At 36.6% G+C, this 25,922-nt stretch carries 28 protein-coding genes and 2 riboswitches; of the genes, 14 read left to right on the top strand and 14 right to left on the bottom strand.

Translation table 11 applies throughout. From position 1 onward, the window contains the following. Positions 1–564, bottom strand: coding sequence for an NADPH-dependent FMN reductase (locus CAO17_RS17590; RefSeq protein ID WP_085993872.1), 564 nt, complete (start codon positions 562–564; stop codon positions 1–3). A gap of 281 nt (positions 565–845) precedes the next feature. Here CAO17_RS17590 and CAO17_RS17585 point away from each other — a divergent pair, with 281 nt between their 5' ends. The 5 genes from CAO17_RS17585 (at position 846) to CAO17_RS17565 (ending at position 3,863) form a co-directional block, all read left to right on the top strand. After that, on the top strand, positions 846–1,538 hold the full coding sequence (locus tag CAO17_RS17585) for a DUF1538 domain-containing protein (RefSeq protein WP_085993871.1): 693 nt from the start codon (positions 846–848) through the stop codon (positions 1,536–1,538). Continuing rightward, positions 1,535–2,338, top strand: coding sequence for a DUF1538 domain-containing protein (locus CAO17_RS17580; RefSeq protein WP_085993870.1), 804 nt, complete (start codon positions 1,535–1,537; stop codon positions 2,336–2,338). The genes CAO17_RS17585 and CAO17_RS17580 overlap by 4 nt, the downstream gene beginning before the upstream one ends. Continuing rightward, positions 2,256–3,005 (top strand): P-II family nitrogen regulator, encoded by a 750-nt coding sequence (locus CAO17_RS17575; protein WP_085993869.1) that lies wholly within the window; start codon positions 2,256–2,258, stop codon positions 3,003–3,005. The genes CAO17_RS17580 and CAO17_RS17575 overlap by 83 nt, the downstream gene beginning before the upstream one ends. A 223-nt stretch (positions 3,006–3,228) precedes the next feature. Then, positions 3,229–3,531, top strand: a complete 303-nt coding sequence (locus CAO17_RS17570) for a hypothetical protein (RefSeq protein WP_085993868.1) — start codon at positions 3,229–3,231, stop codon at positions 3,529–3,531. Positions 3,532–3,668: 137 nt separating this feature from the next. Further along, a complete protein-coding gene (locus CAO17_RS17565; protein WP_085993867.1) occupies positions 3,669–3,863 on the top strand; it encodes an H-type small acid-soluble spore protein in 195 nt (64 codons plus the stop codon). 148 nt (positions 3,864–4,011) lie between these two features. On the opposite strand, the gene alr is transcribed toward CAO17_RS17565, so the two are convergent. The 6 genes from alr to htpG all read right to left on the bottom strand — a co-directional run bounded on the left by alr (position 4,012) and on the right by htpG (position 10,446). After that, positions 4,012–5,190 carry an alanine racemase gene (gene alr / locus CAO17_RS17560; RefSeq protein ID WP_085994550.1) on the bottom strand — a complete coding sequence of 393 codons (1,179 nt, stop codon included), beginning with the start codon at positions 5,188–5,190 and terminating at the stop codon, positions 4,012–4,014. A 590-nt stretch (positions 5,191–5,780) separates the two neighbouring features. Continuing rightward, positions 5,781–6,491: a coiled-coil domain-containing protein gene (locus tag CAO17_RS17555; RefSeq protein WP_085993866.1), complete on the bottom strand. Its 711-nt coding sequence runs from the start codon at positions 6,489–6,491 to the stop codon at positions 5,781–5,783. 325 nt (positions 6,492–6,816) lie between these two features. Beyond that, positions 6,817–7,119 carry a hypothetical protein gene (locus CAO17_RS17550; RefSeq protein ID WP_085993865.1) on the bottom strand — a complete coding sequence of 101 codons (303 nt, stop codon included), beginning with the start codon at positions 7,117–7,119 and terminating at the stop codon, positions 6,817–6,819. 54 nt (positions 7,120–7,173) lie between these two features. Beyond that, the gene (gene spx / locus CAO17_RS17545; RefSeq protein WP_085993864.1) at positions 7,174–7,584 is read right to left on the bottom strand and encodes a transcriptional regulator Spx; all 411 of its coding nucleotides are present in this window, start codon (positions 7,582–7,584) and stop codon (positions 7,174–7,176) included. A 73-nt stretch (positions 7,585–7,657) separates the two neighbouring features. Further along, entirely contained in the window at positions 7,658–8,272 is a 615-nt protein-coding gene (locus CAO17_RS17540) for a TetR/AcrR family transcriptional regulator (protein WP_085993863.1), read from the bottom strand. Between the two features lie 293 nt (positions 8,273–8,565). Next, positions 8,566–10,446, bottom strand: a complete 1,881-nt coding sequence (gene htpG / locus CAO17_RS17535) for a molecular chaperone HtpG (protein ID WP_085993862.1) — start codon at positions 10,444–10,446, stop codon at positions 8,566–8,568. 160 nt (positions 10,447–10,606) lie between these two features. Between htpG and CAO17_RS17530 the strand changes: the two genes are divergently transcribed. Further along, on the top strand, positions 10,607–11,326 hold the full coding sequence (locus tag CAO17_RS17530) for an NAD-dependent protein deacylase (protein ID WP_085993861.1): 720 nt from the start codon (positions 10,607–10,609) through the stop codon (positions 11,324–11,326). A 612-nt stretch (positions 11,327–11,938) separates the two neighbouring features. On the opposite strand, the gene CAO17_RS17525 is transcribed toward CAO17_RS17530, so the two are convergent. Together CAO17_RS17525 and CAO17_RS17520 are read right to left on the bottom strand one after the other, a co-directional pair. After that, positions 11,939–12,238, bottom strand: coding sequence for a rhodanese-like domain-containing protein (locus CAO17_RS17525; protein ID WP_085993860.1), 300 nt, complete (start codon positions 12,236–12,238; stop codon positions 11,939–11,941). A gap of 59 nt (positions 12,239–12,297) precedes the next feature. Continuing rightward, entirely contained in the window at positions 12,298–12,888 is a 591-nt protein-coding gene (locus CAO17_RS17520) for a YpjP family protein (protein WP_245831865.1), read from the bottom strand. 369 nt (positions 12,889–13,257) lie between these two features. Between CAO17_RS17520 and CAO17_RS17515 the strand changes: the two genes are divergently transcribed. Then, positions 13,258–13,614 (top strand): VOC family protein, encoded by a 357-nt coding sequence (locus tag CAO17_RS17515; protein ID WP_085993858.1) that lies wholly within the window; start codon positions 13,258–13,260, stop codon positions 13,612–13,614. Between the two features lie 67 nt (positions 13,615–13,681). On the opposite strand, the gene fabF is transcribed toward CAO17_RS17515, so the two are convergent. Beyond that, on the bottom strand, positions 13,682–14,917 hold the full coding sequence (fabF, locus tag CAO17_RS17510; protein WP_085993857.1) for a beta-ketoacyl-ACP synthase II: 1,236 nt from the start codon (positions 14,915–14,917) through the stop codon (positions 13,682–13,684). Between the two features lie 332 nt (positions 14,918–15,249). On the opposite strand from fabF, the gene csaA reads away from it, so the two are divergent. Then, positions 15,250–15,582, top strand: a complete 333-nt coding sequence (gene csaA / locus CAO17_RS17505) for a chaperone CsaA (protein ID WP_085993856.1) — start codon at positions 15,250–15,252, stop codon at positions 15,580–15,582. Positions 15,583–15,906: 324 nt separating this feature from the next. Then, positions 15,907–16,071: a hypothetical protein gene (locus CAO17_RS21155; RefSeq protein ID WP_179151838.1), complete on the top strand. Its 165-nt coding sequence runs from the start codon at positions 15,907–15,909 to the stop codon at positions 16,069–16,071. 276 nt (positions 16,072–16,347) lie between these two features. On the opposite strand, the gene CAO17_RS17500 is transcribed toward CAO17_RS21155, so the two are convergent. After that, entirely contained in the window at positions 16,348–17,709 is a 1,362-nt protein-coding gene (locus CAO17_RS17500; protein WP_085993855.1) for a PFL family protein, read from the bottom strand. A gap of 27 nt (positions 17,710–17,736) precedes the next feature. Next, the gene (locus CAO17_RS17495; RefSeq protein ID WP_085993854.1) at positions 17,737–18,012 is read right to left on the bottom strand and encodes an ACT domain-containing protein; all 276 of its coding nucleotides are present in this window, start codon (positions 18,010–18,012) and stop codon (positions 17,737–17,739) included. Positions 18,013–18,093: 81 nt separating this feature from the next. Beyond that, a riboswitch (glycine riboswitch) is annotated at positions 18,094–18,171 on the bottom strand. 257 nt (positions 18,172–18,428) lie between these two features. Between CAO17_RS17495 and CAO17_RS17490 the strand changes: the two genes are divergently transcribed. From CAO17_RS17490 to brnQ, 3 genes are all read left to right on the top strand, one after another. Continuing rightward, positions 18,429–18,749, top strand: a complete 321-nt coding sequence (locus CAO17_RS17490; RefSeq protein ID WP_085993853.1) for a heme oxygenase — start codon at positions 18,429–18,431, stop codon at positions 18,747–18,749. Positions 18,750–19,226: 477 nt separating this feature from the next. Continuing rightward, entirely contained in the window at positions 19,227–20,033 is an 807-nt protein-coding gene (locus CAO17_RS17485) for a YitT family protein (RefSeq protein WP_085993852.1), read from the top strand. 16 nt (positions 20,034–20,049) lie between these two features. Then, entirely contained in the window at positions 20,050–21,378 is a 1,329-nt protein-coding gene (gene brnQ, locus CAO17_RS17480; RefSeq protein ID WP_085993851.1) for a branched-chain amino acid transport system II carrier protein, read from the top strand. Positions 21,379–21,425: 47 nt separating this feature from the next. On the opposite strand, the gene CAO17_RS17475 is transcribed toward brnQ, so the two are convergent. Together CAO17_RS17475 and CAO17_RS17470 are read right to left on the bottom strand one after the other, a co-directional pair. Next, positions 21,426–22,268, bottom strand: coding sequence for an aldo/keto reductase (locus CAO17_RS17475; RefSeq protein WP_085993850.1), 843 nt, complete (start codon positions 22,266–22,268; stop codon positions 21,426–21,428). 119 nt (positions 22,269–22,387) lie between these two features. Continuing rightward, positions 22,388–23,254 (bottom strand): Cof-type HAD-IIB family hydrolase, encoded by an 867-nt coding sequence (locus CAO17_RS17470; protein WP_085993849.1) that lies wholly within the window; start codon positions 23,252–23,254, stop codon positions 22,388–22,390. Positions 23,255–23,453: 199 nt separating this feature from the next. Further along, a riboswitch (ZMP/ZTP riboswitch) is annotated at positions 23,454–23,535 on the top strand. An 80-nt stretch (positions 23,536–23,615) separates the two neighbouring features. On the opposite strand from CAO17_RS17470, the gene serC reads away from it, so the two are divergent. Both serC and CAO17_RS17460 read left to right on the top strand, forming a co-directional pair. Continuing rightward, positions 23,616–24,695 carry a 3-phosphoserine/phosphohydroxythreonine transaminase gene (gene serC, locus CAO17_RS17465; protein ID WP_085993848.1) on the top strand — a complete coding sequence of 360 codons (1,080 nt, stop codon included), beginning with the start codon at positions 23,616–23,618 and terminating at the stop codon, positions 24,693–24,695. A gap of 15 nt (positions 24,696–24,710) precedes the next feature. Continuing rightward, positions 24,711–25,916, top strand: coding sequence for a phosphoglycerate dehydrogenase (locus tag CAO17_RS17460; protein ID WP_085993847.1), 1,206 nt, complete (start codon positions 24,711–24,713; stop codon positions 25,914–25,916). Positions 25,917–25,922: the final 6 nt, after the last annotated feature.

Here is a 25,922-nt window from a genome sequence, read left to right as displayed (position 1 = left end):
CTATTGTCTAGTCGTTTTTAAAGCATTACTCCAAGCAATAACTTGGTCTAACATTTCATTTGCATTTGCTTCATGATAGTCTGCTGGTTTAAATACACTCATGTTCTCAAAGTCTGTAATTAATGAGAACGTTACTGCTGTACGAACATCAGCAACTTGCAATTCTCCTAAGATTAGACGCAAGTTTTCATGAGCACGCACGCCACCAAGACTGCCGTAACCTACAAATCCTGCAGCTTTATTATTCACTTCTGGTTTTAAATAGTCTAATGCATTTTTCAATGCTCCACCAATAGCATGGTTATATTCAGGAGTTACAAAAATATATCCATCAAATGATGCCATTTTTTCTGACCATGCTTTAATTGTTTTTTCAGCTTCTGCTTGTTGTGCTTCTGGAATAGCTGCTCCTAAAAATGGAAGGTTATAATCTGCTAAATCAATGATCTCGTATTCTACGTTTGCATCATTACGCTTATTAGCAAAATCTAATGTCCAGTTTGCAACTGCCTCCGCATTTCGTCCCTGACGTACACTACCTAAAACAATACCTATTTTTAACATAATTATGTTCCTCCTACTGTATTTTTCTAATGTTATTTCTACGTATATTGAATATCACTCAATGATATTTATCTCTTTATTCTTAATTCAACATACTTTAATTTAATCTAAATATACCACCATTTTTAAGTGATTGCAACTTTTAATTACAAGATTACTAAAAGTAATTATTGGAGTATTAATAAAACAGAATATACACAACTTTAATTTTTTGTTATTATTATAATAGATGTAATTATCCGACTCTTTAAAATAATCATCATTTAAAAAGGTGGGTTGCTATGGACAATATTAAAGAGACGATTATCGAGGTTATTAAATCCATTTTACCTATTACTATTGTCATTACCATTTTACAGTTTACGATTATTTGGCTTCCTCTAGAGACATTTATACAGTTTCTCATGGGTGTTTTATTCGTTGGCATTGGACTTATACTATTTTTATTAGGTGTTACTGTCGGCTTACTGCCTGTTGGTGAAATGATTGGAGCTGCTCTGCCTAAGACAAAGAAACTTTGGCTTGTTATCTTCTTTGGATTTATACTAGGGCTAGTTGTTACGTTTGCTGAACCAGATGTTCGCGTTCTCTCTACTCAGGTTGATCAAGTATCAGATGGCGCCATTCCAAAAAGTATTTTAATTCTTTCTGTTGCACTCGGTGTGGCCATTTTTGTAGCCCTATCCATGGTACGTATTATTTTCAACTTCAGCATTGTTTATATCTTAGCAGCGGGATATGGACTTATCTTTTTACTAGCTGCATTTACCCCCTCTGCATACGTTCCAATCTCTTTTGACTCTGGTGGAGTTACCACAGGGCCTTTAACCGTTCCCTTTATTATGGCACTAGGAGTTGGTGTTGCAGGTGTCATCAGAGGGAAGACTGCCTCTACAGACGGATTCGGACTCATTGCTCTTGCATCCATAGGACCTATCCTATCCGTGCTCATATTAGGGGTGATTTACGGATGAACTTACACATATTCGAGGGCTTTGGAGGTACCATGATAGAAGTTGTCACCGCCTTAGTTCCATTGCTTATTCTATTTTCCATTTGTCAACTATTTCTCCTCAAATTACCAATAAATAAAGTAAAGGATATTATTGTTGGATTTATTCTTACATTTTTTGGTCTATCGTTTTTTCTCCAAGGCGTTCATATTGGGTTTATGCCGATTGGTGAATTAATCGGTCAAGAAATGGGTAGAAGAAGTCTTTGGTTACTAATGGTAATTGGGTTTATTCTTGGGTTCTTCGCTATATTTGCAGAACCCGCCGTCAGTGTATTGCTACATCAGGTGGATGAAGTATCTAGTGGTTATATTCCTCAAAAAGTATTGCTTTATACCTTATCCATTGGAGTAGGCCTTGCGATTGCATTATCGATGTTCCGAATAATATGGGGCATTTCCCTATGGTATTTTATCCTTCCAGGTTATATAATCGCATTAGTTATGATAAGGTTTACATCCAAAACATTTACATCCATTGCTTTTGACTCAGGTGGAGTTGCAACAGGTCCAATGACAGCAACATTTATGTTAGCCATGTTTGTTGGGATTGCCTCTGTCACAGAGGGGAGAGACCCACTTCTTGACGGATTTGGAATGGTAGCATTAGTAGCACTAGCACCCATTCTATCCGTTCTTACCCTGGGAATCCTATATGGAAGAAAGGAGAAGGCACAGGATGATAAAGAAGCAAACGAAACAAAAGTTAATCGTGACCATCGTAAAAAAAGAGAAAGCGAAGAAGGTCATACAGGCTTCTAAAAAGGCTGGTGCCAGAGGAGGTACCACACTTCTTGGTAAAGGATTTCGTATTGATGAAAAAACACATTTTTTAGGTATCCCTGTTGAACGTGAACGAGAAATTATTTTAACACTTGTTCCAAATAAAATCTTTCCTGATGTAATGAATGCCATTGTAAATTCAGTTAATTTAAATAAACCGAGACAAGGAATCGGCTTTGTCATTGACACCAAGCATATCAGTGGAATTTCTCATATGTTGGGAATTGAAATGAATCACGATGATTTTAATGACGAGGGTGGGTATGACATAATGAAAAAACAAGATATCTTATATGACCTAATCTTAACCATCGTTAACAGGGGGGAATCGGATAAGGTTGTCGATGCCTCTAAAAAGGCAGGAGCAGAAGGTGGTACTATCCTCCACGGACGAGGAACTGGTATCCATGAAAAAGCTAAACTCTTTAATATTCTTATCGAGCCAGAAAAAGAACTCATCCTTACGTTAGTTAGCAGAGAAAAAACAGAACAAGTGCTTCATACCATTGAAGAAGATGCACATTTAAATAAGCCCGGTAAAGGTATCGCCTTTGTACTTGAAGTTGAAAAAACTGTTGGAATCAATCATCAATTGAATCAATTAGTAAACGAAGAGTGGAACAAAAGAAAAAAAGATGAAGAGTGAGGTGAATCCTCATTCTTTATCTTTTTTTATATTCCACATAAATTTAACTCAAATTATGTGTATGCCTAAGCAGTATGTAGATACGTGCATATCTTAGTATAAACTGAATCTTTGATTGGTGAGGGCGAAATCATAAGAGGTAGGTAGTTAAAGTGCTACAACAATATGTGGATTTCTTCTGCCTCTGAACCTTGCGACAAACTTACAAAGGAGAGATTAGATTTTGGCAAGAAGAAGGAGAAAACAAGAAGACAAAAAGGATGCTTTAGAGAATGTGGATGAACTAAAACTAAAAGTTGGTAAAGTAGTTATTCATGCTGACGAAGTAAAAGTAATAGATGAAGGTAACCACCATCATAAGGATCATGATCGACCTGATTGGGAACGACGAGAAAACAAAAAAGACGAAAAGCGTGTAGATGATGATGTAGAAGAATTCAATCGTGACCATGAACCTAAACATGATGATGACGAATCAAATCGTAGACGAGAAAGAAGAGACCCTTGGAATTGGTTCTGGATATAAGCGTATGAATGAGCTTCTAGGAAAACAAAGGGTTCCTAGAAGCTTTTGTTTTGTATAGAAAAAAATGGACCGTTCACCTTTGTATATTAAACCATGGGATTACTAAAAATAAAACTGCCATTGTAAAGGAGGTAACCATGGATAGTAAACGAGCACAAGATATTATCGATTCCATTGCAATGATTAATGTAAACTATTTCGGAATTCCCGTATATATTCAAGAAGTTCATGAACAACAAGGAACAGCTACTGTTTTTCCACTTGATGATATGGATCATGAACAGAAAGTTGATTTAAATGGCTTAAATGAAGTGAATATAACGAATCATTAGAAAAGCTTGCATTCAATTTAGGATACAGTAAGTAGAGGCTGGGACAAGAGTATTTTTCCAAAGCAAAACTAGGAAGATGATGGGTGCATAAAAATTGCTTCGGATATATTGTTCAGTCCCAACCTCTACAAATTCTTCTTAGCTACCGTTAGTATGATTCTAATAGTCCTTTTACCTTCATCGTTTCCCCATTTTTAATATATATTCGTGGTACTCTTTTTCCAATTAAACAAACAATTTCATAATGAATGGTTTGTAGTTGATCTGCCACTTCCGCTAAACCAATAAAGCCTTCACTAGGTTCCCCGAAAATCGTAAAGACATCATCTTCATCTACATCCTTTATATGAGAAACGTCAATCATAGATTGATCCATACATATTCTTCCTACAATTGGGGCTCTTTCTCCTTTTACCGTAACATTCCCCTTGTTGGATAATGCACGGGTAAATCCATCCGCATAACCAACCGGAATAGTAGCAATGATGGAGTTCCTTTCCGGCGCAAATGTACAACCATAGCTAATAGGTTCTCCACATTCAACGGTTTTAATCATGACTGGCTTCGTCTTAAAGCTCATGGCTTGAGTTAAAGGAATCGTTTCTCTTAAATGTTCACTAGGATACAATCCATACAAGCTTATACCTACACGTACCATGTCCATATGCATATTGGGATACGCAATAGTCCCCGCGCTATTACAACAGTGTTTAATGGGAATATTAATGCTATTTTTCTCCAAGTAATCAATGACATCTTTAAAATGATGATATTGTTTTTCAGTGTATGTGGAATCCGTATTATCTGCATCAGCAAAGTGAGTAAAGATTCCTTCTATGTGAACATAAGGTGACTTTAATCGCCCTACTAACGCGAGGACTTTTTCCTTATCCTTCAATCCCACTCGATGCATACCACTATCGACCTTAATATGTACACGTGCCATCTTTTTTAGCTTTTCAGCCTTATGAACCACTTGTTCAGCTATAGATTCCGTAAAAACAGTGAGTGTGATGTTCTCGTTTATGGCTGTCTCTAATGCACTAGAAGTACTTATACCAGTATAACCGAGCACCAATATAGGAGCATCTATATCGGCATGCCGGAGTTGTATCGCCTCATCTAGTAAGGCAACACCTAAATAATCCGCACCAGCTTCTATTGCCGCATCAGCTATTTCCTTTGCCCCATGTCCATATCCGTCTGCCTTTATTACCGCCATAAACTTACTATTCGGATGAACATGTCGTTTAAAGGCCTTCACATTTTCCTGAACAGCATCTAGGGATATTTCCACCCATGAATCACGATAGCTTCCATTTAACATCATGAAAAAATTCTCCCTCCTAATCTATATAGGGGTCATAAAGTGAATTTTCAATAAGTGAGGGATTCCTTCATCCCCCACTTAAAATGATTCGTCTTTCCTTCATTTTTGTAATGTGCGTATTACTGCCTTTTATGCTGCGATAAAGCCAAATTAACATAAGTTACCATTAATTATTCCACGTTTCGTTCTAATGTACAAACGAGAAAAACTTATTTAAAGCAAGCACATTACTGAGACTGGGACAAAAGTATTTTCCCTAAGTCGAACGCGATTGGTGGATAAAAACCGCTCCGGAAATATACTTCGCGCACCTTAGGGTGGCTGATGATCCCCCTTCAGGCCAACACGATGTTGGTCATGAAGGCGTTGCCACAGGACGTGGCCGTTCTTAGCCTTTGCTCCTTATCGCACTACGGTGTCTTACCTAGGCCTCTCATCCCGCAGGACAAGGAACGCTTCGGCAGCGAAACATCGCATGCAGAAAATTGGTTTTTATTTTCAAGGAGTCTACGTATATTTCCCCCGCTAAATTGTGCGTTGTTCTTCTTTTGAGTTAAATACTTTAGTTTTGTTCCAGCCTCTTATTATCATTTATGGCTTACTTCCTTTTCCTTCTGTTTTTGCTGAATATAAAAACCAGAGTCCAGATACTCCTTCTTTAAGGACTGTAAAACAAAAGAGGATATATCCTCCATTTTGTCGGATAAATGACTCGTTCGTTCAAATAGAATCGTACGTAGATGCTCGAGCTGTCTTGTTATTTTTTGAGTTAAGGCCTCTTGATTGTTAAGTCTCTTTACAATCTCCTGCTGATTTTTATCTTGGTCTTTTATTTGTTCTGATAGTTCCGATTGAAATTCCATATGATCCGTTAACTGCTTATTCCATTCCTCGCTTAGTTTACTATATTCCTTCAATTGCTTTTGTATGTTTTCTTGAATAATCGATACGTTTTTTAACTCATCCATAAGCTCATTTTGATTAATTTGTTGACTTTGAACAGTATAATCAAGATTCTCATAGCTAGAATCGATTTTCTGCAATTGATCCAACACCTTATTTTCAACCGCCTTTTGCCTTACGTTCTCATTATCATATTGAGACCATCTTTTTTCCTGCTGCTTATATATTTCCTTTAATTCATTAAGAGATTTACTTAATGAATCATTTACTTGCTTTTGCTCCTTCACCATTTCTTCCGTATGATTTTTTATAAAAAAGCCTTGATTCGGTTCCTGTATCATATTATTACTTTTATAAATCTCTTGATGATGGTGAGGATTAATATACAAGCTCATATCATCACCCCTTATCACATGGTAGTACGGTTACTATACTATTCTATGTGTTTAGCGGATAAGCGGTACAATGACATAAAATACCTCTCTCCCATTTGCTACAGATATCCCTCATATCTGAAACTATTTGAATGTCACCGTTGAAATAAGATGCGCAAATGCTTGCGGTCTTTTTCCTAAAGTGGTAATGAACTTCCATTAGAGGGGGAGCGTAATAAATAGAGAGAAACGTTGGTAAGTATGTATTTATGGTTTTATTAACATTCAAAAAGTACATTTGAAATGATGAAGAGGATGGAGAGTACAGGTTACCTCTCCATCCTCTTCACTTTTCATGCTGAGGTTTGTTTTTAAAGTGACTTTTATACTTTTGAACGAATTCTATTGGTGATGATTTTACAATGTAGGAATATACCCCGCGAAGGGTATGTATATAGAGGAGGCCACCTTTATCGCCAATCAGCCGATAAGAGATATCCATTACATCCCTTATAGCAAATTCACGATGCTTGGTTACAATCTTATTGGTATATAGGTAAATGGTGCGCTGATGTTCAATATTTTTTTGGTCTATGCTGCTAACTTGCCTCTCAATCTTCACATAAGGCTGTTCAGCGACTAAATGCATGTCATTCCCTCCAAAGCGTTTTAACAAATTAAACGTGACGCACCTTTTGTACCATTATCCTTCAGCAAATTGAAGATTATTCATTCTCCATTTTAACCACTGATACTGACGAGTTTTCCTAGGTAAAAATTGTCGGATATCATCCTCGTGATAGCCCACCTGAAGTCTTTTTTCATCAATGATTATTGGACTACGGAGTAAACGAGGGTGCTTATGGATGAGTTCTAATAACTCCTGTAGTGGTATTGCATCCATATCGAGATTTAAGTCTTTATAAATCTTTGATCGAGTGGAAATAATTTCATCTGTCCCATCTACTGTCATACGAAGGATTTCTTGAAGCTCGTCAACCGTTAAAGGGTCCTTTAATATATTTCTTTCCACAAATGGAATTTCCTGATTATTAAACCATTTTCTTGCTTTCCTGGTCGATGAACATGCTGCGCCATAAATTGTAACTGTCATTTATCATTCCCCATTCTTTAGTTAAATTTAGTATTTAAATAATGTTACGAATAAAGATAGCTTTTAGATTCAATTATTTCCTATAAAGTCCATTTTTTAGTAAATTCATCTCAATTTTAAAATTTTCAATGGCTTCCTGGTCGGATAACTCCCGTGAAAACTTTTCAACGAAGTTACGGAAAGCTACCGCTATGATAATCTGCATAATATGAAAAATCTCATGATCTGATTCAATATTTAACCGCTTTTTATCAATTAAATTTATAATGTCATCCATATAGCCAGTGGAGTGCGTTCCATCAAACATGGACGTAAAAACATTTTCTATTTTATGGGTGACATTTAGTAAAGCATTTTTCAAGAAATTCTTCTCTTGATCGTCTGGTAAATAGACCAGAAAATCATAATACAATTCTGTAATGGCCTCAATAATATCCCCATCATACTTCTTAAGCTTCTGAATAAATTCAGTCTTTCTTGTTTTTGTTTCTTCCGCTAACAAATAAAAGTAAACATCTTCTTTACCTTCAAAGTACTGATAAAAACTACCTCTAGGTATCCCCGCGACTTTTATAATATTCGAAATGGAGGCTTCGTATAATGGTACTCTAGCAAATTCCTCTTCTGCTGCTTTCATGAGATTTTGCCTCTTTTGTTCAGGTAAATTAAAAAATGTTTGCTTCGGCAATTTTTCTTCCTCCAATTCCCGTTTGTGACACAGTGTCATATATCTACAATACTATTTTATTATGACATCGTGTCACATGTCAATCATTTCTAGTGACAATGTGTCACTTTTACCTGATAATTATAATCTAACATGGAAATGTGGCAAATAAATGGAATTGATTTTACAAAATAAGGTTATTTCCTTTGTTTCAGTAGGAGATAAAAGGCGCCCCACTGATTGATTGAAGATTCATTTTATAAAATCCCAAAGCAAAAACCTCTACCAAATTCTGATAGAGGTCCTTTAAAAACTTAATTTGTCATCACTTTGCAAATGTCATTTGTAAATTCCACTGGATCATTAACAGGTAATCCTTCAATAAGCAATGCTTGATTATAAAGTAAATTCGTATAGAGACCTAGCTTTTCTTTGTCATTATCATAGGCTGCTTTTAAAGATTTAAAAACATCATGATCCACGTTAATTTCTAGTACCTTATTGGCCTCGATATGCTGATTATCTGGCATGGCATTAATAACCTTTTCCATCTCAATGGATATTTCCCCTTCAGCTGTTAAACAAACAGGGTGGGACTTCAGCCGTTTGGAAACTCGTACATCAACTACCTTGCCAGATAAAATATCCTTCATTGCTGCAAAGAGGTCTTTGTTCTCTTCTGCTTGCTCTTTCGCTTCTTCATTGTTTTCATCCTCAATGCCTAGGTCTTCACTTGATACGGATCTAAATTCTTTATCTTGATACTTCATGAGCATTTTAATGGCAAACTCATCAATTTGATCTGTTAAGTATAGGATTTCATAGCCTTTTTCAGCAACGATTTCCGTTTGTGGAAGCTTTTCAATTCGCTCATTAGACTCTCCAGTAGCATAATAAATATATTTTTGATCTTCAGGCATTCTAGACACATATTCCTCTAATGTTACTAGTTTCTTCTCTTTGGAGGAGTAGAATAAAAGAAGATCCTGAAGTAATTCCTTATTCGCACCAAAGTCATTATAAACACCAAATTTTATTTGCTGACCAAAGGAATTATAAAACTTCTCATATTTTTCGCGGTCATCCCTTAATAGACTTAAAAGTTGATTCTTAATTTTTTTATTGATATTTTTTGCAATTACCTTGAGCTGGCGATCATGCTGAAGCATTTCTCTAGAAATATTTAAGGAAAGGTCTTCGGAATCTACCATTCCTTTTACAAAACTAAAATGGTCTGGGAGCAAATCAGCACATTTTTCCATAATTAAAACGCCATTAGAATATAGCTCTAATCCTTTCTCATACTCTTTGGTGTAGTAATTAAATGGAGCACTTTCTGGGATATAAAGAATCGCATTATAACGAACGGTTCCATCCACATTAATATGCAAGTGTTTTAATGGTTTATCATAACCATAATGTTTTTCATTGTAGAAGTTCTCATAGTCCTCATTTGTCAACTCGCTTTTGTTCTTTTTCCAAATCGGAACCATGGAATTAATGGTTTGCTCTTCAATAACGTCCTCATACTCATCCTCGGATCCTTCTTTAAGCTTACTTTCTGTAATATCCATTTTAATTGGATAGCGAATAAAATCAGAGTACTTTTTAATAATTTGTTTTAATCGGTACTCCTCTAGATATTCATCATAGTTTTCTTCTTCCGTATTGTCCTTTACTTGAAGGATAATTTCTGTACCAACATCATCCTTTTCTACACTTTCAATCGTATAGCCATCCGAACCTTGGGACTCCCATTTGTACGCTTCCTCACCATCAAGAGATTTACTGATGACAGTCACTGTATCAGCAACCATAAAAGCAGCATAGAAGCCAACACCAAATTGACCAATAATATCATAGCCATCCTTAATCTCATTTTCGTTTTTAAAGTTAAAGGATCCACTTCTAGCAATTGTTCCTAAATTTGATTCCAGCTCGTCCTTTGTCATCCCAATCCCGGTATCGATGACCTTTAATGTCCGTTTGTCTTTATTTGGTTCGATTTTTATATAATAATCACTTGGGTTAAATGTTAGATTATCATCCGTCAATGCACGATAGTAAATTTTATCGATTGCATCACTTGCATTAGAAATAAGCTCACGAAGAAATACTTCACGCTTCGAATAAATGGAATTAATAACCATATCCAATAATTTTTTTGATTCTGCTTTAAACTCTTTCTTGGCCAAGATAATCTCTCCTTCTTCCGATATTATTAGCACTCTATATGAGTGAGTGATAATTCCTATAATTGTAATACCACATCCATTTTGACCTGTCAATTAAATTACTAATCATACTAGAAGAGGTTATAATGAAGTAATAGACTTTAATAATGGAGGGATTTCAGTGCTAAAACAATGGATACAGGAGGCAAAACATACTGTTATCTTTACAGGGGCTGGGATGTCAACAGAGAGTGGTTTACCTGACTTTCGCTCTGCTAATCAGGGGCTTTGGAGGAAGAAGAATCCAAGTAAAATTGCAAGCACAGATGCTCTCAATAATAATGTCGAGGAGTTCATCGCCTTTTACCGTCAACGTGTTCTTGGTGTGAAGGAATATAAACCACATAAAGGACATCATATTCTCGCGGACTGGGAAAGGAAAGGTATCATCCAATCCATCATTACACAAAATGTAGATGGATTCCATCAGTTAGCAGGTAGTGCAAGAGTGGCTGAGCTTCATGGTACATTGCAGAAATTGCATTGTCAGGTATGTGGGAGAGAGTATGATAGTACGGAATATGTACATAAAGATTATCATTGTGAATGTGGAGGCATATTGCGACCGAATGTAGTGTTGTTTGGGGAAAGCTTACCGGAAGAAGCATTTCAGTTAGCTTTACAGGACACAGAGAAATCCGATTTATTCATCGTACTTGGGTCATCACTTAGTGTAACACCCGCGAACCAATTCCCACTAATCGCTAAGGAAAATGGGGCAAAGCTTGTTATTGTTAACCAAGAGGAAACACAAATGGACCTTTATGCGGATAAGGTTATTCGTAATAAAAAGATTGGCGAGCTACTGCAGGAATTAGATCAGGAGATACGTGTGAAATAAGAGAATATACGTTTTTAAGCGTAATTTGTCATGCACATTTTATTTAGAATGCGCAGTAACCAGACGAAGATAATCGGTGCATTAATACCGCTACGGAAATACACTACGCTTTCCGTGGCGCTGCTGAGCCTCCTCCGAGCTAACGCTCTCCAGAGTCTCACCTAGGCTTTTCATCCCACAGGACAAGGAATACTACGGCAGCAACGCATCGCACGAAGAAAATCGGTTTGTATTTTCGAGGAGTCTTCGTGTATTTCCTCCGCTATTTTTGAGCATAATCTTCTATTATTATTTTAGCTATAATAATGTGGATTGGAACGAAGGGCAGTCGACTCCTTGAAAAAGAAGACCACTTTTTCTCACGAAGATGTAACGCTACCGAAGCCTTTCTTGTCTTGTGGGAATAGCACGTATCTGAAGACTACGAAGCGGTAGTCTTCAGATACGAAGGCCGAAGCCGTGCCCACGGAAAGCGACTGCTTGCAGTGGAAATCAACGTGCACCGGCAAACTTTACCGAGTTACGTCGTATTATCCTTCAATTACAAAAAAACAGGTGAGTGAAGCAAAAAAGGTGCGCCATGTTAATGGTGCGCGCACCCCTCTCTACTTTTTAAGCTTCTACTTCGCCTTCCCATGCTAACATACCGCCTGCCATGTTGGTTACATCATAGCCTTTTTCCTTGAGGAATTCTGTTGCTCTTCCGCTTCTTCCACCAGATCGACAAACCATATAGTAATGCTTGTCCTTTTCTAGCTCTTCTAGACGCTCAGGAAGTTCACCAAGACGTATATGCTTTGCACCAGGAATCATCCCTTGTGCTACTTCTTCATCCTCGCGTACATCAACCATATTTAATTTTTCTCCATTTTCAAGCTTTGTTTGTAAATCCTTTGCTGATATTTCTTCCATTATAAATTACCTCCAGACCATTTTCTTCTAGTTTAACCTATGTGCTTGCTCTAAGTAAATTATGCCATCCATTTTGGTGGTGTATTTTTATCCCAATAAATCTCACCAATTTCATGATGATCCTTAAATCCATCCTCGCTGAGGTGATAGTGAAAATTGAAATAATACCCTTCCATTGGTCGATTATCACGACGAACATGGAATCTAGCCAAATCTCTTTCGTTCTGATAATCATAAACATGGAAGATTCTCTCTCCATATCCACTCGTAGGAGATTCCGTAATCCCGTAATTTTCTACTTCATTACCATTTTTCTCTATTGTAGTCCGGATAACATATTCCATTGCTGGTAAAATCGTCGTAGTAAATTCATCTTCTACTTGATTACTAATTCTTGGACCGAATTTCTCCATAGATAGCATTTTGATATGCTCATTCATTTCTTGATAATAGGACTCTTCCTCATTATCCTTTTTATCCAGAATTAAATCCGTATGTTCAAGAACTTCTTGTTTAACAGATGGTTCCTGATTTACATCTGATTTAGAAAGCTGACCTTCCGCTTCATCTGCATGAACTTCTAATAGTGCCGTAGGGGTATACATTCCTAATGTGGCAATTGTTACTAGTGCAACTGCTAGCTTTCTCATCCATAATTTCATTTTAAATCACCTACTATTTATATTTCAATTTTATCATGTGTATAGGTTATTTGTGTAATTTTAAAAAGTATTAATAAGAATTTTATACTTTCCACAATTCCTCCACAATCTTAAACAATGTTTTTAGTAAATTTTTTCTATAAATAAAAGGATTTTAGATATACATAGCGAATATAGTATTAATTAAACAAAATTCGACATTCAATCATACCCTTTGCAAACATGAATACAAGGAAGTAATCCCCTGAATGCTTAAAACCAGGTGGAGTATAAGGTGTCGGGAAATTTTAAAATTGATTCTTGAATATACTCATCATTTAAGGGAACACACATGTCAGATAAAATGGGGGAATAAACATGAGCCTGATTGACCGAATTGATTCCATCTGTCTACAGGTCAATAACATCGAGCAAGCGAGTTATTGGTATCAGGAAGTTTTAGGATTCAAGGAGATTTTTCGTGGAACGGATTATCTTATTTTAGGGGTTGGTAGTAGTGAGATACCTTTAATTCTTGAAAAGGACTTAGGAAAAGAGGTAAGAAGCATTAATCAAGTATATCCTATCTTTTTTACTAGAAATATAGAAAAGACATATGAAAAACTCCAAAGGGATAATGTAAAAACGAGCACAATACTAGACAACGGTATAAGTAAATCTCTTGATGTTTATGATTTGGATCACAATCGGCTGAAGGTGTGTCACTGGGAATAAAAATGGGAGAAAAAAATTAGTGAACAGAAATCAGAAAGGCTATCTGTTCACTAACTTATTTATCCTATTAGATGTATTTCCTAAATACCAATGTTGCATTATGACCACCAAACCCTAATGAATTGGACATCACAATGTCTAGTTTCTTTTCTTTCGCGACATTTGGAACATAATCTAAATCTAATTCCTCATCAGGTGTTTCATAATTAATGGTTGGTGGCATTACAGAATCCCGAATGGCCAATAAGGAGAAAACAGCCTCCACCGCTCCAGCACCACCTAATAGATGACCTGTCATGGATTTGGTAGAACTAACTGCAAGCTTATATGCATGTTCTTGGAAAACGGCTTTAATTGCATTCGTTTCATAAAGGTCATTATATGCAGTGGATGTTCCATGAGCATTGATATAGTCTACCTCATTAGAGGAAATATTTGCATCCTCTAACGCTTCATTCATCGAACGCTGAGCACCCTCGCCATCTGGTGCTGGTGTTGTTATATGATAGGCATCTCCTGTTGCTCCATATCCGATTAATTCTCCATATATTTTTGCACCACGAGCTTTAGCATGCTCCAATTCTTCTAAAACAAGCACTCCGCTTCCTTCTCCTAGAACAAATCCATCACGACCTTTATCAAATGGACGACTTGCCTGATTAGGGTTAGAATTTTTAGATAAAGCTGTCATATTAGAAAAACCAGCTATAGTCATTTCTGTAATACAAGCTTCCGCACCACCAGTGACCATCATATCTGCCTTATTTTGCTGAATGACCCGGAAAGCATCACCTATAGAATTACTACCAGAAGCACAAGCGGTAACAGAGCAATTATTTACTCCCTTTGCCCCTAATTCTATCGACACTCTTCCTGAAGCCATATCTGGTATAAACATAGGTATGGTAAAAGGACTAACCCTTCGCTGCCCCTTATCTAAAAATTTCTGGTATTGCTCTTCAAACTCACCTAATCCGCCAATACCTGAACCAATCCATACCCCAACACGTTCCGCCTCAACGTTTTCACCTACTGTTACTGCCGCATCCTCCATCGCCATTTTACTTGCCGCAACAGCAAATTGGCTAAAACGTCCCATTCTCCTAGCTTCTCTTTTATCCATATAGTTCTGTGGTTCAAAGCCTTTTACTTCTCCAACAATAGAGATATCCACCTTTTCCTTATCCAGTCTAGTGGACTCGGCAATACCCGATATTCCCTTTTTGGCGTTCTCCCAGCTCGTAAAAGCATCATTTCCCAACGGTGTAACAGCCCCTATTCCAGTAACAACAACCCTCTTCATCGAAGTTCCTCTCCTAATTTATAGTCTTTATATCCATTATATCGATTGTGAACGGAAATTTAAATTTTTGACTCTGCTATCAAAAGGGATTCGCAAAATACCAAATGGTAAATTAGGCTATGGTGTATTTTCGTAGCGGTATTTATTCCCACTAATAAATATTTTGAGTAGAACATCCACCAACTTTCATATCATGAATAATTCCCCATTTTTGAAATAGTCAAATCACTATATACTATAAATTACCTATAAATGTTAAAATGCGGTTAGATGGAAATAATAAAAATAACGATACAATGATCAACATCTTATTTATTCAGGAGGTAACTATAATGGCAGATATAAAGGACTTTCAGAAACTAGATATGAGAATCGGCACTGTGATAAAGGCAGAGCCTTTTCCGGAGGCAAGGAAACCAGCAATTAAACTTACGATTGATTTTGGAGAAGAGATAGGGATTAAACAATCATCCGCACAAATTACAAAGAGATACAATCAAGATAAATTAATAGGAGAACAAGTTGTTGGAGTGGTTAATTTTCCTCCCCTAAGGATTGCAGGATTTAAATCAGAGGCTTTAATCATTGGTGGAATCCCAGAAGAAGATGATGTCGTACTATTAAAACCAGATGAACCTGTTAAAAATGGAACACCGATAGCTTAAGCATGTGAGACTGGGACAAAAGTATTTTCTCTAAGCAAAACCGAACGTTATTGGTGGATAAAAACCGCTACGGAAATATACTTCGCTAATTAGTGCGTTATTCTTCTTTTGAATTAAATACTTAAGTTATGTCTCAGCCTCATTTTTATTAGGTATTAAAAAGTTATCATCTTTCACCTATACTCTTGACCATTTTATCCCATTCATCCCAAATTAATTTAAATAATAAAACTTTTCAAATTATTAACATTGCATTCATACTGTCTTAAACATTAAATTATACAATAAGACATGTACCATAAATATTGGTAAGGAGATGATAATTTGGAACGTAAAAAATTAAATGTATTATTACTTTCAGGAATGATCTCTATCGGACTATTATTTGGATGCTCCGCTGAAGATGAAGAAGATCCGGCGACGAATGAGGAGCCTACAGAGCAACAGGAGAATGAAACAGAAGGGGCACCAGAACAAGAGCAAGAATAAAAATGAACTTACCTTGTGGCACCGAAGGAAGATATGGGTAGTATTAACTTCGACCGTAACCTTTGGCAATTTAACAATCTTCCAAGACAAAATGAGACTGAAGCAAAAGGACGTTTATAAAAAAATCCGGACTACGATTCGAAATCCTTGCGTTCGAATTCGAATTAGTTCGGATTTTTCTTTTTATCAGTTTTTCAGATGGTATTAAGTCACAGGTTTCCCTTTCTTCAAGAGCTTTTTAGTCTCATCACCTTTTAAGCCATTACATCTATTCCTTTAATTAATAAGTGCTTGCAATGGCGCTGGAATTCGTCCGCCACGCGAGATTAGTTTTTCGGAGCTAAAGCCATTAACACCCATCACAGGGGCACGACCTAATAATCCACCGAATTCTACCATATCGCCCTTTTCTTTTCCTATAACAGGAATAACTCTGACTGCTGTTGTCTTTTTGTTAATCATCCCAATAGCTGCCTCATCAGCAATTAATGCTGAAAGTGTGGAAGCTGAGGCATCGCCTGTTACAGCAATCATATCCAAGCCAACAGAGCATACGCAGGTCATCGCCTCTAGTTTTGGCAATGTTAACGCATGATCCGTAATCCCTTTGATCATCCCGTTATCCTCACTCACCGGAATGAATGCACCACTTAGACCACCAACATACGAGCTCGCCATGGCACCACCTTTTTTCACTGCATCATTCATCAAAGCAAGAGCGGCAATCGTACCATGTGTTCCGACGCGCTCTAGCCCTATCTCCTCTAAAATTTCCGCAACACTATCATTCATTGCATTTGTTGGTGCGAGAGAAAGATCCATAATACCAAAAGGAACATGAAGTCGTTTAGCAACTTCTCTACCTATAAATTCACCAGCTCTGGTAATTTTAAAGGCTGTTTTCTTAATAACATCTGAAACCTCTCCCAAATCGGCCTCATGATGCCTTTTCAATGCATTTAAAACCACACCAGGACCACTGACACCCACATTTAGGACTACTTCTCCTTCACCTGTTCCATGAAAGGCACCTGCCATAAACGGATTATCTTCTACTGGATTACAAAAGACAACAAGCTTTGCACAAGCTAGACCATTTTGATCCTTGCTAAGCTCTGCTGCCTTCTTAATAATAGTCCCCATTCTGCGGACTGCATCCATATTAATCCCTGTTCTCGTCGTAGCAACAGAAACAGAAGCACAAACCCTCTCCGTTTGACTTAAGGCCTCCGGAAGTGCATCAAGCAGTGTTTCTTCCCCTTTTGTCATTCCTTTATGCACGAGTGCGGAATAACCACCGATAAAGTCCACACCAAGCGTCATTGCTGCTTGATCCAATGTTTTTGCCAATTCAATGGCTTGCTCTTTTGTAGCCTCTCCTAATATATTCGCAATAGGAGTGATGGATATACGTTTATTGATAATGGGAATTCCATATTCCTTTTCAACAGTTTCTGCTACCTCTCTTAAGTTACCAGCATAGTTAACAATTTTATTGTAAACCTTCACCTTTTGTTGGTTGAAATCAGAATCTGCACAATCATCTAAACTAATCCCCATTGTAACCGTACGAATATCCAAGTTTTCCAATTGGATCATTCGTATCGTTTCCATCATTTCATTTAATTCCATATTCATTATGCCTTCTCCTTATCTAAAATAGCTCTATACTCGATGCATGGCTTGAAAGATTTCTTCTAACTGAATGTTTATTTCCAATCCTATTTCCTCACTTACCTCATCAAATTGCTGCTGTAAATGACCTAAATCTTGTATTTCAGTGACGTCAACTATCATCGTCATCGTAAAAAAGTCTTGCATGATGGTCTGACTTATATCTAAAATGTTTACTTCATTACTGGATAATACATTCGTTACATTTGCAATGATACCTACCTGGTCTTTTCCTATAACACTTACTACTGCACGTTTATTCTTCACGTTTGTCACCTCTTCAAATATTAGAAAATAAAAGAGATTGGTCTTAGCTACCAATCTCAAATAGAACAAGAGTATTTAAATGTATACTCTTCTGTCCTTTTGCCTGAGATTGTGAATCCTTCGGCGCCGAAATCATTCGGTCTCTCCAGAAGCTGCTCCTTTTGTAGTTTTACCCACAAGATTCATAGCTATTAATATTATTATTTTTTTAAAAAAGAACAAATATAGGATACCAATTATTATGTATTTGGTCAATTCAAATCTGGATTCCATCATATGGATATCCAGCAATAACTTCCGTATTTTTTGGTATTTAAAATCGATTTCATCATTTGGTGACAAGGAGTTTTTATGATTTAAAGATAACATGTTACAATTATTTTAATAGAAATGTTTAAATAATAGGAGGATTCTATATGATTATCGTGACGAATAAAATGAAGACCATAAAAGGGTATGCGGAAAAAATGGCCGATCGATTCACAAAGGCTGGACCACTTCAAGAAATGCAGGGTTTTCATAAGGTTGAAGTTACCGTAACGGAAAAGCAAGAATGTGACATACTAAATGTAAGTATGTATTGGGAAAGCCACGAGGATTTCCAAGCATGGCGAGATAGTGATATATTCAAGCGAGCACATCAGGGATCAGAAAACAAGAACGCTTCCGAATCCCCTATTATAGATAGTGAAATCATTATATCAAAAGTAGTATCTACACTAAAATCTATACAGTGAATCTTCAATCAGTAGGGATTCTTTCATCCCAACCTAAAAGGGTTCATTTTTTCCTCCATTTTTTAAGATGGGGAATAAACTGCCCCTTAACCTGCGATAAAGGAGCAATAAAGGAATTCCCTCTAAATTTATGGATTAGGGGGTTTTTTTAGTGCTATCAAAGTACTTTCATTATGCCCACCTTGTACAGTCATTTATTACTTCATGGAACCGTACAAACTTTCTATTGGACACTCCATTTTATCTGGCTATTAAAAATTCAATAGCAGCTTATTTTTTTGTTTAAGATTACAATCCTTGGAAATAATAATCTTACAAAAGAAAAATATGTTTAATTCGTGAAATGTATTGACTCTGTTTTCCCGCTCTGATAGATTAATTTTTGAATGGTTTCATATCGTGGCAGATACGGACGCAAACTCGTCCCTAGAACAGGGAACGAGTTTTTTTCGTGCAACGAATAGAGGAGATATTGAAATGAAAAATCTCATTGTCATTTTCGGTTCATTAATCATTGCGTTTGCCTTTAATTTCTTCCTGGTTCCTTATGAAATTCTAAGTAGTGGAATCAGTGGGATTGCTATTTTACTCGGTATACTCACTCCCTTTGATACTGGGGTATTGAACTTTGTATTAAACTTACCAATTTTATTATTCGGATATTATAAGCTAGGAAAGGAAATTACCTTTAATACGCTTATTTCCGTACTATCATTATCGGTATTTTTATATGTTCTTCCCATTGTCCAAGTATCAGATAACACCCTGCTTTCTTCTATTTTTGGTGGGGTTATCAGTGGGATTGGGATCGGCATTATTTTAAAATTTTCTGGAACCTCTGGTGGTCTGGATATTATCGCGATCATTATCTCTCGTTCCAGTAATATAAGCGTTGGTTTACTGCTAACGGCAATGAACGGTATTATCGTGCTTTTCTCCGGTGCTATATTTGGCTGGAATCTTGCACTTTATACGCTCCTATCTATTTTTATAACAGGTAAATTAATTGACACGATTCATACGAATCATATTAAATTAACCATGCAGATTATTACGACAAAAGGAGAGGTCATTCGCAAAGAACTGTTAGACTCCATCTATCGTGGAATAACGATTACAGATGGCTACGGAGGATATACCATGGAGAATAAGCAAATACTTATGATGGTACTTACTCGTTATGAAACAATCAAAGTGAAAGAAATCGTCCGGAAACATGATGAAAAGGCATTTATTAATATATTCGAAACCATCGAAGTTGATGGCGAATTCGCTAAAAATTAGGGGGACTATTTAACCAATGAACAAGAAATATATTCTACTTTCTGGCCTTATGCTATTTTCTTTGTTTTTCGGAGCAGGCAATCTTATTTTCCCACCTTTTTTAGGTCTGGAATCTGGAAGTAGCTTCGGCCCTGCTATAACAGGTTTTCTCATTACCGGTGTATTACTCCCATTCATGGCAATTATTTCTGTCTCTCTTTCAGAAAGTGGGTTAATTTCCATCGGTAATCGAGTACACCGTATTTTTGGATTAATTTTCGCAATACTCATTTATATGTCAATTGGGGCACTTTATGGAATTCCACGAGCATCTAATGTCGCATATGAACTAGGCTTTATTCAGATTATTCCATTAGATAACCGTTTTTCCTTATTCTTTTTTTCTTTTGTGTTTTTTGCTGCTACCTATCTAATAAGCTTAAATCCAAAGAAAATGATAGACCGTGTTGGGCAAATTCTAACTCCGGTCTTATTGGTGGTTTTATCCATTCTCTTTATCCAAGCATTTCTTCAATTCCATAGCCCAGCGACGTCACCCGTTGAAAAGTATGCAACCTCTCCATTTATTAATGGATTTTTAGAAGGCTATTTTACAATGGATGCCATCGCAGCCTTAGCCTTTGGAATTGTTATTATTAATGGGTTAAAGGATAAAGGAGCCAAAAGTAAACAATCCATCGTAAAAGGAACACTGGGAGCAGGAATACTTGCTTGTACGGGATTAGCCATTGTCTATGTATCGCTGGGCTGGATGGGTGTTGTCATACCAAAAGAAATGCCACTAACATCTGGAGCGGAAATATTGGTCGTAGCCTCAAACACATTGTTTGGTAATGGAGGTAGTCTATTATTCGGTGCGATTGTTATATTGGCTTGTTTAACTACAACCATCGGACTGACAAATGCATGCTCTAGATTTTTTAATGAGATTTACCCGAGGATTAGTTATAAAACGTATGTAGGAATTTTTGTTTTGATCGGATTGCTGGTTTCCAATCTAGGTTTAGAATTAGTAATAGCTATCGCTACGCCTTTATTAATTCTAGTTTATCCTTTTGCTATCGTGTTAATTATCCTTTCTTTATTCCAGCCATTCATTGGATACAGTAAAAAAATGTACCAGTTTTCCATCCTGCTAACATCATTTTATGCTTTATATGATGTTCTAGTAAGCATAGGATTTGACCCAATAATACTTGAAAAGTGGATTGGGGTCATGCCATTTTTCGAGAATGGATTGGGATGGGTATTACCGGCATTTATTGGAGCTGTAATTGGATACACGATAGATCGAATAAAATTAAGAGCAAATCATTTAAAAACTACTTATTCCAAGACAAAATAGGAATAAGTAGTTTTTTGTGTTTTAGGTTAATAAAAGAGGTATTGAATTTAAAACTCCTCATAGGTAGCGGGATCTTGGTTCTTTAGTCTACCATCAGGACGGGTTAACTCTGAAATCATACCCATCTCCGTTTCATCTAATGAGAAATCAAAGATAGATATATTCTCTAATTGACGCTTAGGTGACGCAGATTTAGGAATGGTAATGGCTCCAAGTTGATAATGCCAACGTAAAATAACCTGTGCAACGTTTTTTTGATGATGTTCGGCAATTTTTTGAATCGCTTCGTTATGTAAAACGGCATTGGCTCTACCTAATGGACTCCATGATTCCGTTATAATATTATTTTCTTCATGCCATTTTCGTTGGTTCTCTTGATTAAAAAATGGATGTAATTCAATTTGGTTGATACTTGGCTTGACCCCAGTTTCCTTTTCTAATCGTTTGAGGTGCTCAGGTAGAAAATTGCAAACACCGATAGAACGAATAAGTCCCCATTTCTTTGCATCAATTAATGCTTCCCATGCCTCCACATAGGTATCCTGCTTCGGATTCGGCCAATGAATAAGATATAAGTCGTAATAATCCAAATTGGCACGATAGAGAGATTCTTGGATTGTTGAAACAGCCTTATCATAACTTTGATAACGACCAGGTAACTTCGAAGTAACTATCAAATCCTGTCTAGGAACAGAACTACGTCTAATCGCTTCCCCAACTGTTCCTTCATTTTCGTAGTTATACGCAGAATCAATTAGCCTGTAACCCAAACGAACGGCATTTCTTATGGCATTGGCCCCCTCATTTCCATTCAATTTATATGTACCTAATCCAACTGCTGGCAAGGTTAATCCATCATTTAAGGTCACTTCTGGTATCCATTGACTCATAGTGAAAAGTCTCCTCCTTAAAAAATATTTATTACAAGCCTCCCATGGAAAGCGTAGTGTATTCTCATAACAGTGATTACGCCCCATTTCGCATGAAGTTAATGAACTAGGGATAACCATTACAAATTATAATCCTCCAGCATTTCTTCAATAGCGAAAGCAACACCATTTTCATTATTTGTTTTGGTTGTGTACTTACATATTTCTTTAATCTCATCTAATGCATTTCCCATTGCAACACCTCGTCCAGCCTTACTTAGCATACTTTTATCATTTAGATTATCGCCTATTGTCATGATATCCTCCATACGAATCCCCATACGATTAGCTAAGAACTTTAAAGCTATATCTTTCTGAGCATCTGGATGATTAAATTCAAGGTTCCAGGTTCCTGACGAGGTTATAACCATCCCCGGTGCATTTTCTAGCGTATTAAAGGCTTGATTTAATACTTCGTCATTATCTGAAAAACATAGAATTTTATAAACTTTTAAGTCGCTAATGGAAGCTAATTCCTCATAATGTCGAATAAAATGAACCTTCTCTAATTTAAAGCGTTGCTCCATCATATGGCGGATTTCATCTTCATGAGCATCCTTTCGTACCATTTTCATGATGGTTATAATAATATCCATATAATCACCTTGAGCAAGTGAGTAGATCCCATGATTTGTAAATAATTCAATGTACATCTCTTTTTGTTGACAAACCGATAAAATCTTTTTACTTATAGAAAAGTCCATAGATACTTCATGAATTAATTGATGGTTTTGATCGTAAGTTTTTGCCCCGTTTAGTGAAATAATTGGACTAGTTATTCCTTTTGCCTGTAGTGGTTTATTTGCTGATTCGAACCCCCTACCAGTTGCTGCTACAAAGGTTATCCCTTTCTCCATTGCCTTCTTAATTGCTAGCTCATTTTCCTTACTAATTTTACCTTTTTCATTAAGAAGTGTGCCATCCATATCGGAAGCTATCATTTTCATTTACAGTACCTCATTTATTTTCATATTTACCTTCACTATAATAAAGTAATAAACCATTTGCCACTATTTTAATTATTAAGCAATTCTATCAACTATATAATTAAAGTCTAAAAAGTACTTTCGTATTAATAAGTTTAAATTAATTTCTAATTAGAGGTTGAAAATAATTAGAAAATTTGTTACGGTTAAATAAAATTTAAGTGCTATGTGTAACTGGCGAGACGCGGATAACCGCGAGGGAGCACATGGATAGAATTATGCCGTTCGCCTGGGCAGAGGTAAGGAAAATTTTCCTTACCTCTTTGTGTTATCGTCAGAAACCATTAAATATATAGACTACAAAAGAATGAGGGTGTAAGAAATGAATAGGGTGTATAATTTCTCTGCTGGTCCTTCTATGCTTCCCTTACCAGTATTAGAGAAAGCACAAAAAGAATTGGTTAATTATAAGGACTCCGGCATGTCTGTTATGGAATTAAGTCACCGCTCCGGGTTATTTAGTGAAATAATTAAAGAGGCGGAACAACTCTTAAGAGAATTAATGAATATCCCTGAGGAATATAAGGTTCTGTTTGTTCAAGGGGGAGCATCGCAACAATTTGCGATGGTACCTATGAATCTATTGACTAATGGAAAAGCAGATTATGTTCATACAGGCTCTTGGTCCCAAAAGGCGATTAAAGAGGCCAAAAGATTTGGTGACGTTCGCGTGATTGCCTCATCAGAGAATGAAGGCTTCACCTATATTCCAAACGTTGATCAACATTTGATTGACCCGGAAGCAGACTATGTACACATCACGACTAATAATACAATCGAAGGTACTGCATTTACAAACATTCCAGACACAGGTGATGTGCCACTTGTTGCTGATATGTCTTCTAATATACTATCAGAGGAAATAGACGTTTCTAAATTCGGTATTATTTATGCTGGAGCACAAAAAAATATTGGTCCAGCCGGATTAACGGTTGTAATTATTCGTGAAGACTTAATTGGGAATGCACCAGAAAGCTGCCCAACCATGTTAAATTATAAGACCCATAGTGATAAGGAATCATTATATAATACACCTCCAACCTATAGTATCTATATGGCTAAGCTAGTTTTTGAATGGCTAAAGGACCTTGGAGGACTGAAGGAAATGGAAAAAAGAAATCTGGAGAAATCTCAATTAATCTATGATGCTATTGAAGCGTCAACTATGTTTTCATCTCCTGTTCAAAAAGATAGTAGATCCATTATGAACATTCCATTTGTCTCTTCCTCACCGGAACTAGATGCTGCATTTATTAAAGAAGCACAAGAGGCAGGACTTGAGACATTGAAAGGCCATCGTTCTGTAGGTGGTATGCGTGCAAGTATTTATAATGCAATGCCCTTAGAAGGTGTTCAATCATTAGTTACATTTATGAAGGAATTTGAAAAAAACCATAACTAGAAAGAAGGAAGCAAATTGAGCACAGTAACGATTAATAAAACAAAAACTATTAAGACACTGAATAATATTGCAAGCCGTGGACTAGAAGTATTGAACGAAGATAATTATACGATTGATAATGATAGTAATAACCCTGATGCTATCGTATTACGAAGCTATAAAATGCATGATTATGAGTTTAATAGTAACTTAAAAGCTATTGCACGTGCGGGTGCTGGTGTCAATAACATTCCTATTGAAAAATGTACAGAATTAGGAATTACCGTTTTTAATACACCTGGTGCAAACGCAAATGCAGTAAAAGAAATCGTATTAACTGCACTTATGGCTTCTTCTCGTAATCTATTTGATGGTGTAGAGTGGATCAAATCACTTGAAGACAAAGGAGAAGAGATACCAAGTCTTGTTGAAGCTGGTAAAAAACAGTTTTTAGGGAAAGAAATCAAAGGTAAAACCCTCGGCGTTATAGGTTTAGGTAATGTTGGAGCTCTTGTAGCTAACGATGCACTTCATTTGGATATGAATGTTATCGGTTTTGACCCTTTTATTTCTGTCAACACTGCTTGGAATCTATCTCGTAATGTGCAGCGCGCCATGACATTGGAAGAGCTTATAACAAAATCAGATTATATTACTGTACATGTTCCTCTAACTGATGATACCCGTGGACTATTTAATGAGAAGACATTTAAACTAATGAAACCAGGTGCTCATATTTTCAATTTCTCTAGGGGTGAGTTAGTGAATGATAAGGATATGGCAGAAGCTCTAGAGGGTGGCAAAGTAGGTAAATATATTACAGACTTTCCTAATGAAAATGTGTTAAAGATGAAAAATGCAGTACCAATTCCACATCTTGGGGCATCTACAAAGGAATCAGAAGAAAACTGTGCAGTAATGGCTACTCGTCAAGTGAGGGAATTTTTGGAAACAGGGAACATTAAAAACTCTGTTAACTTCCCTAATGCATCACTCCCTTACACTGGAAAAACACGGGTCACAGCATTTCACCATAATATTCCAAACATGGTGGGACAAATTACATCAGCCATTTCTGAAAACAACCTGAACATTGCTGATATGATCAATCGGAGCCGCGGGGAATATGCGTATACCATGATTGATGTTGATAATGAAACGACTACAGAAACGTTACCTGAATTAGAAAAACAAATCAATCAAATTGCAGGGATGGTTAGCGTTCGAATCATCTCACAATAAGAGGAA

The organism is Oceanobacillus senegalensis (genome assembly GCF_900176885.1).
Lineage (GTDB): Bacteria > Bacillota > Bacilli > Bacillales > Amphibacillaceae > Oceanobacillus > Oceanobacillus senegalensis.
This window is presented reverse-complemented; position numbering and strand designations above follow the sequence as displayed.

What these genes read in the sequence shown, in the direction of transcription:
- csaA (WP_085993856.1), top strand. Translation starts at nt 15,250, where the DNA reads ATGGCAGATATAAAGGACTTTCAGAAACTAGATATGAGAATCGGCACT.
- CAO17_RS17590 (WP_085993872.1), bottom strand. Translation starts at nt 564, where the DNA reads ATGTTAAAAATAGGTATTGTTTTAGGTAGTGTACGTCAGGGACGAAAT.
- CAO17_RS17485 (WP_085993852.1), top strand. Translation starts at nt 19,227, where the DNA reads ATGAAAAATCTCATTGTCATTTTCGGTTCATTAATCATTGCGTTTGCC.
- CAO17_RS17550 (WP_085993865.1), bottom strand. Translation starts at nt 7,119, where the DNA reads ATGCATTTAGTCGCTGAACAGCCTTATGTGAAGATTGAGAGGCAAGTT.
- alr (WP_085994550.1), bottom strand. Translation starts at nt 5,190, where the DNA reads ATGTTAAATGGAAGCTATCGTGATTCATGGGTGGAAATATCCCTAGAT.
- CAO17_RS17565 (WP_085993867.1), top strand. Translation starts at nt 3,669, where the DNA reads ATGGATAGTAAACGAGCACAAGATATTATCGATTCCATTGCAATGATT.
- CAO17_RS17515 (WP_085993858.1), top strand. Translation starts at nt 13,258, where the DNA reads ATGAGCCTGATTGACCGAATTGATTCCATCTGTCTACAGGTCAATAAC.
- fabF (WP_085993857.1), bottom strand. Translation starts at nt 14,917, where the DNA reads ATGAAGAGGGTTGTTGTTACTGGAATAGGGGCTGTTACACCGTTGGGA.
- CAO17_RS17525 (WP_085993860.1), bottom strand. Translation starts at nt 12,238, where the DNA reads ATGGAAGAAATATCAGCAAAGGATTTACAAACAAAGCTTGAAAATGGA.
- CAO17_RS17490 (WP_085993853.1), top strand. Translation starts at nt 18,429, where the DNA reads ATGATTATCGTGACGAATAAAATGAAGACCATAAAAGGGTATGCGGAA.
- CAO17_RS17555 (WP_085993866.1), bottom strand. Translation starts at nt 6,491, where the DNA reads ATGAGCTTGTATATTAATCCTCACCATCATCAAGAGATTTATAAAAGT.
- CAO17_RS17520 (WP_245831865.1), bottom strand. Translation starts at nt 12,888, where the DNA reads ATGAGAAAGCTAGCAGTTGCACTAGTAACAATTGCCACATTAGGAATG.
- CAO17_RS17585 (WP_085993871.1), top strand. Translation starts at nt 846, where the DNA reads ATGGACAATATTAAAGAGACGATTATCGAGGTTATTAAATCCATTTTA.
- CAO17_RS17575 (WP_085993869.1), top strand. Translation starts at nt 2,256, where the DNA reads ATGATAAAGAAGCAAACGAAACAAAAGTTAATCGTGACCATCGTAAAA.
- serC (WP_085993848.1), top strand. Translation starts at nt 23,616, where the DNA reads ATGAATAGGGTGTATAATTTCTCTGCTGGTCCTTCTATGCTTCCCTTA.
- brnQ (WP_085993851.1), top strand. Translation starts at nt 20,050, where the DNA reads ATGAACAAGAAATATATTCTACTTTCTGGCCTTATGCTATTTTCTTTG.
- CAO17_RS17470 (WP_085993849.1), bottom strand. Translation starts at nt 23,254, where the DNA reads ATGAAAATGATAGCTTCCGATATGGATGGCACACTTCTTAATGAAAAA.
- CAO17_RS17580 (WP_085993870.1), top strand. Translation starts at nt 1,535, where the DNA reads ATGAACTTACACATATTCGAGGGCTTTGGAGGTACCATGATAGAAGTT.
- CAO17_RS17500 (WP_085993855.1), bottom strand. Translation starts at nt 17,709, where the DNA reads ATGAATATGGAATTAAATGAAATGATGGAAACGATACGAATGATCCAA.
- CAO17_RS17475 (WP_085993850.1), bottom strand. Translation starts at nt 22,268, where the DNA reads ATGAGTCAATGGATACCAGAAGTGACCTTAAATGATGGATTAACCTTG.
- spx (WP_085993864.1), bottom strand. Translation starts at nt 7,584, where the DNA reads ATGACAGTTACAATTTATGGCGCAGCATGTTCATCGACCAGGAAAGCA.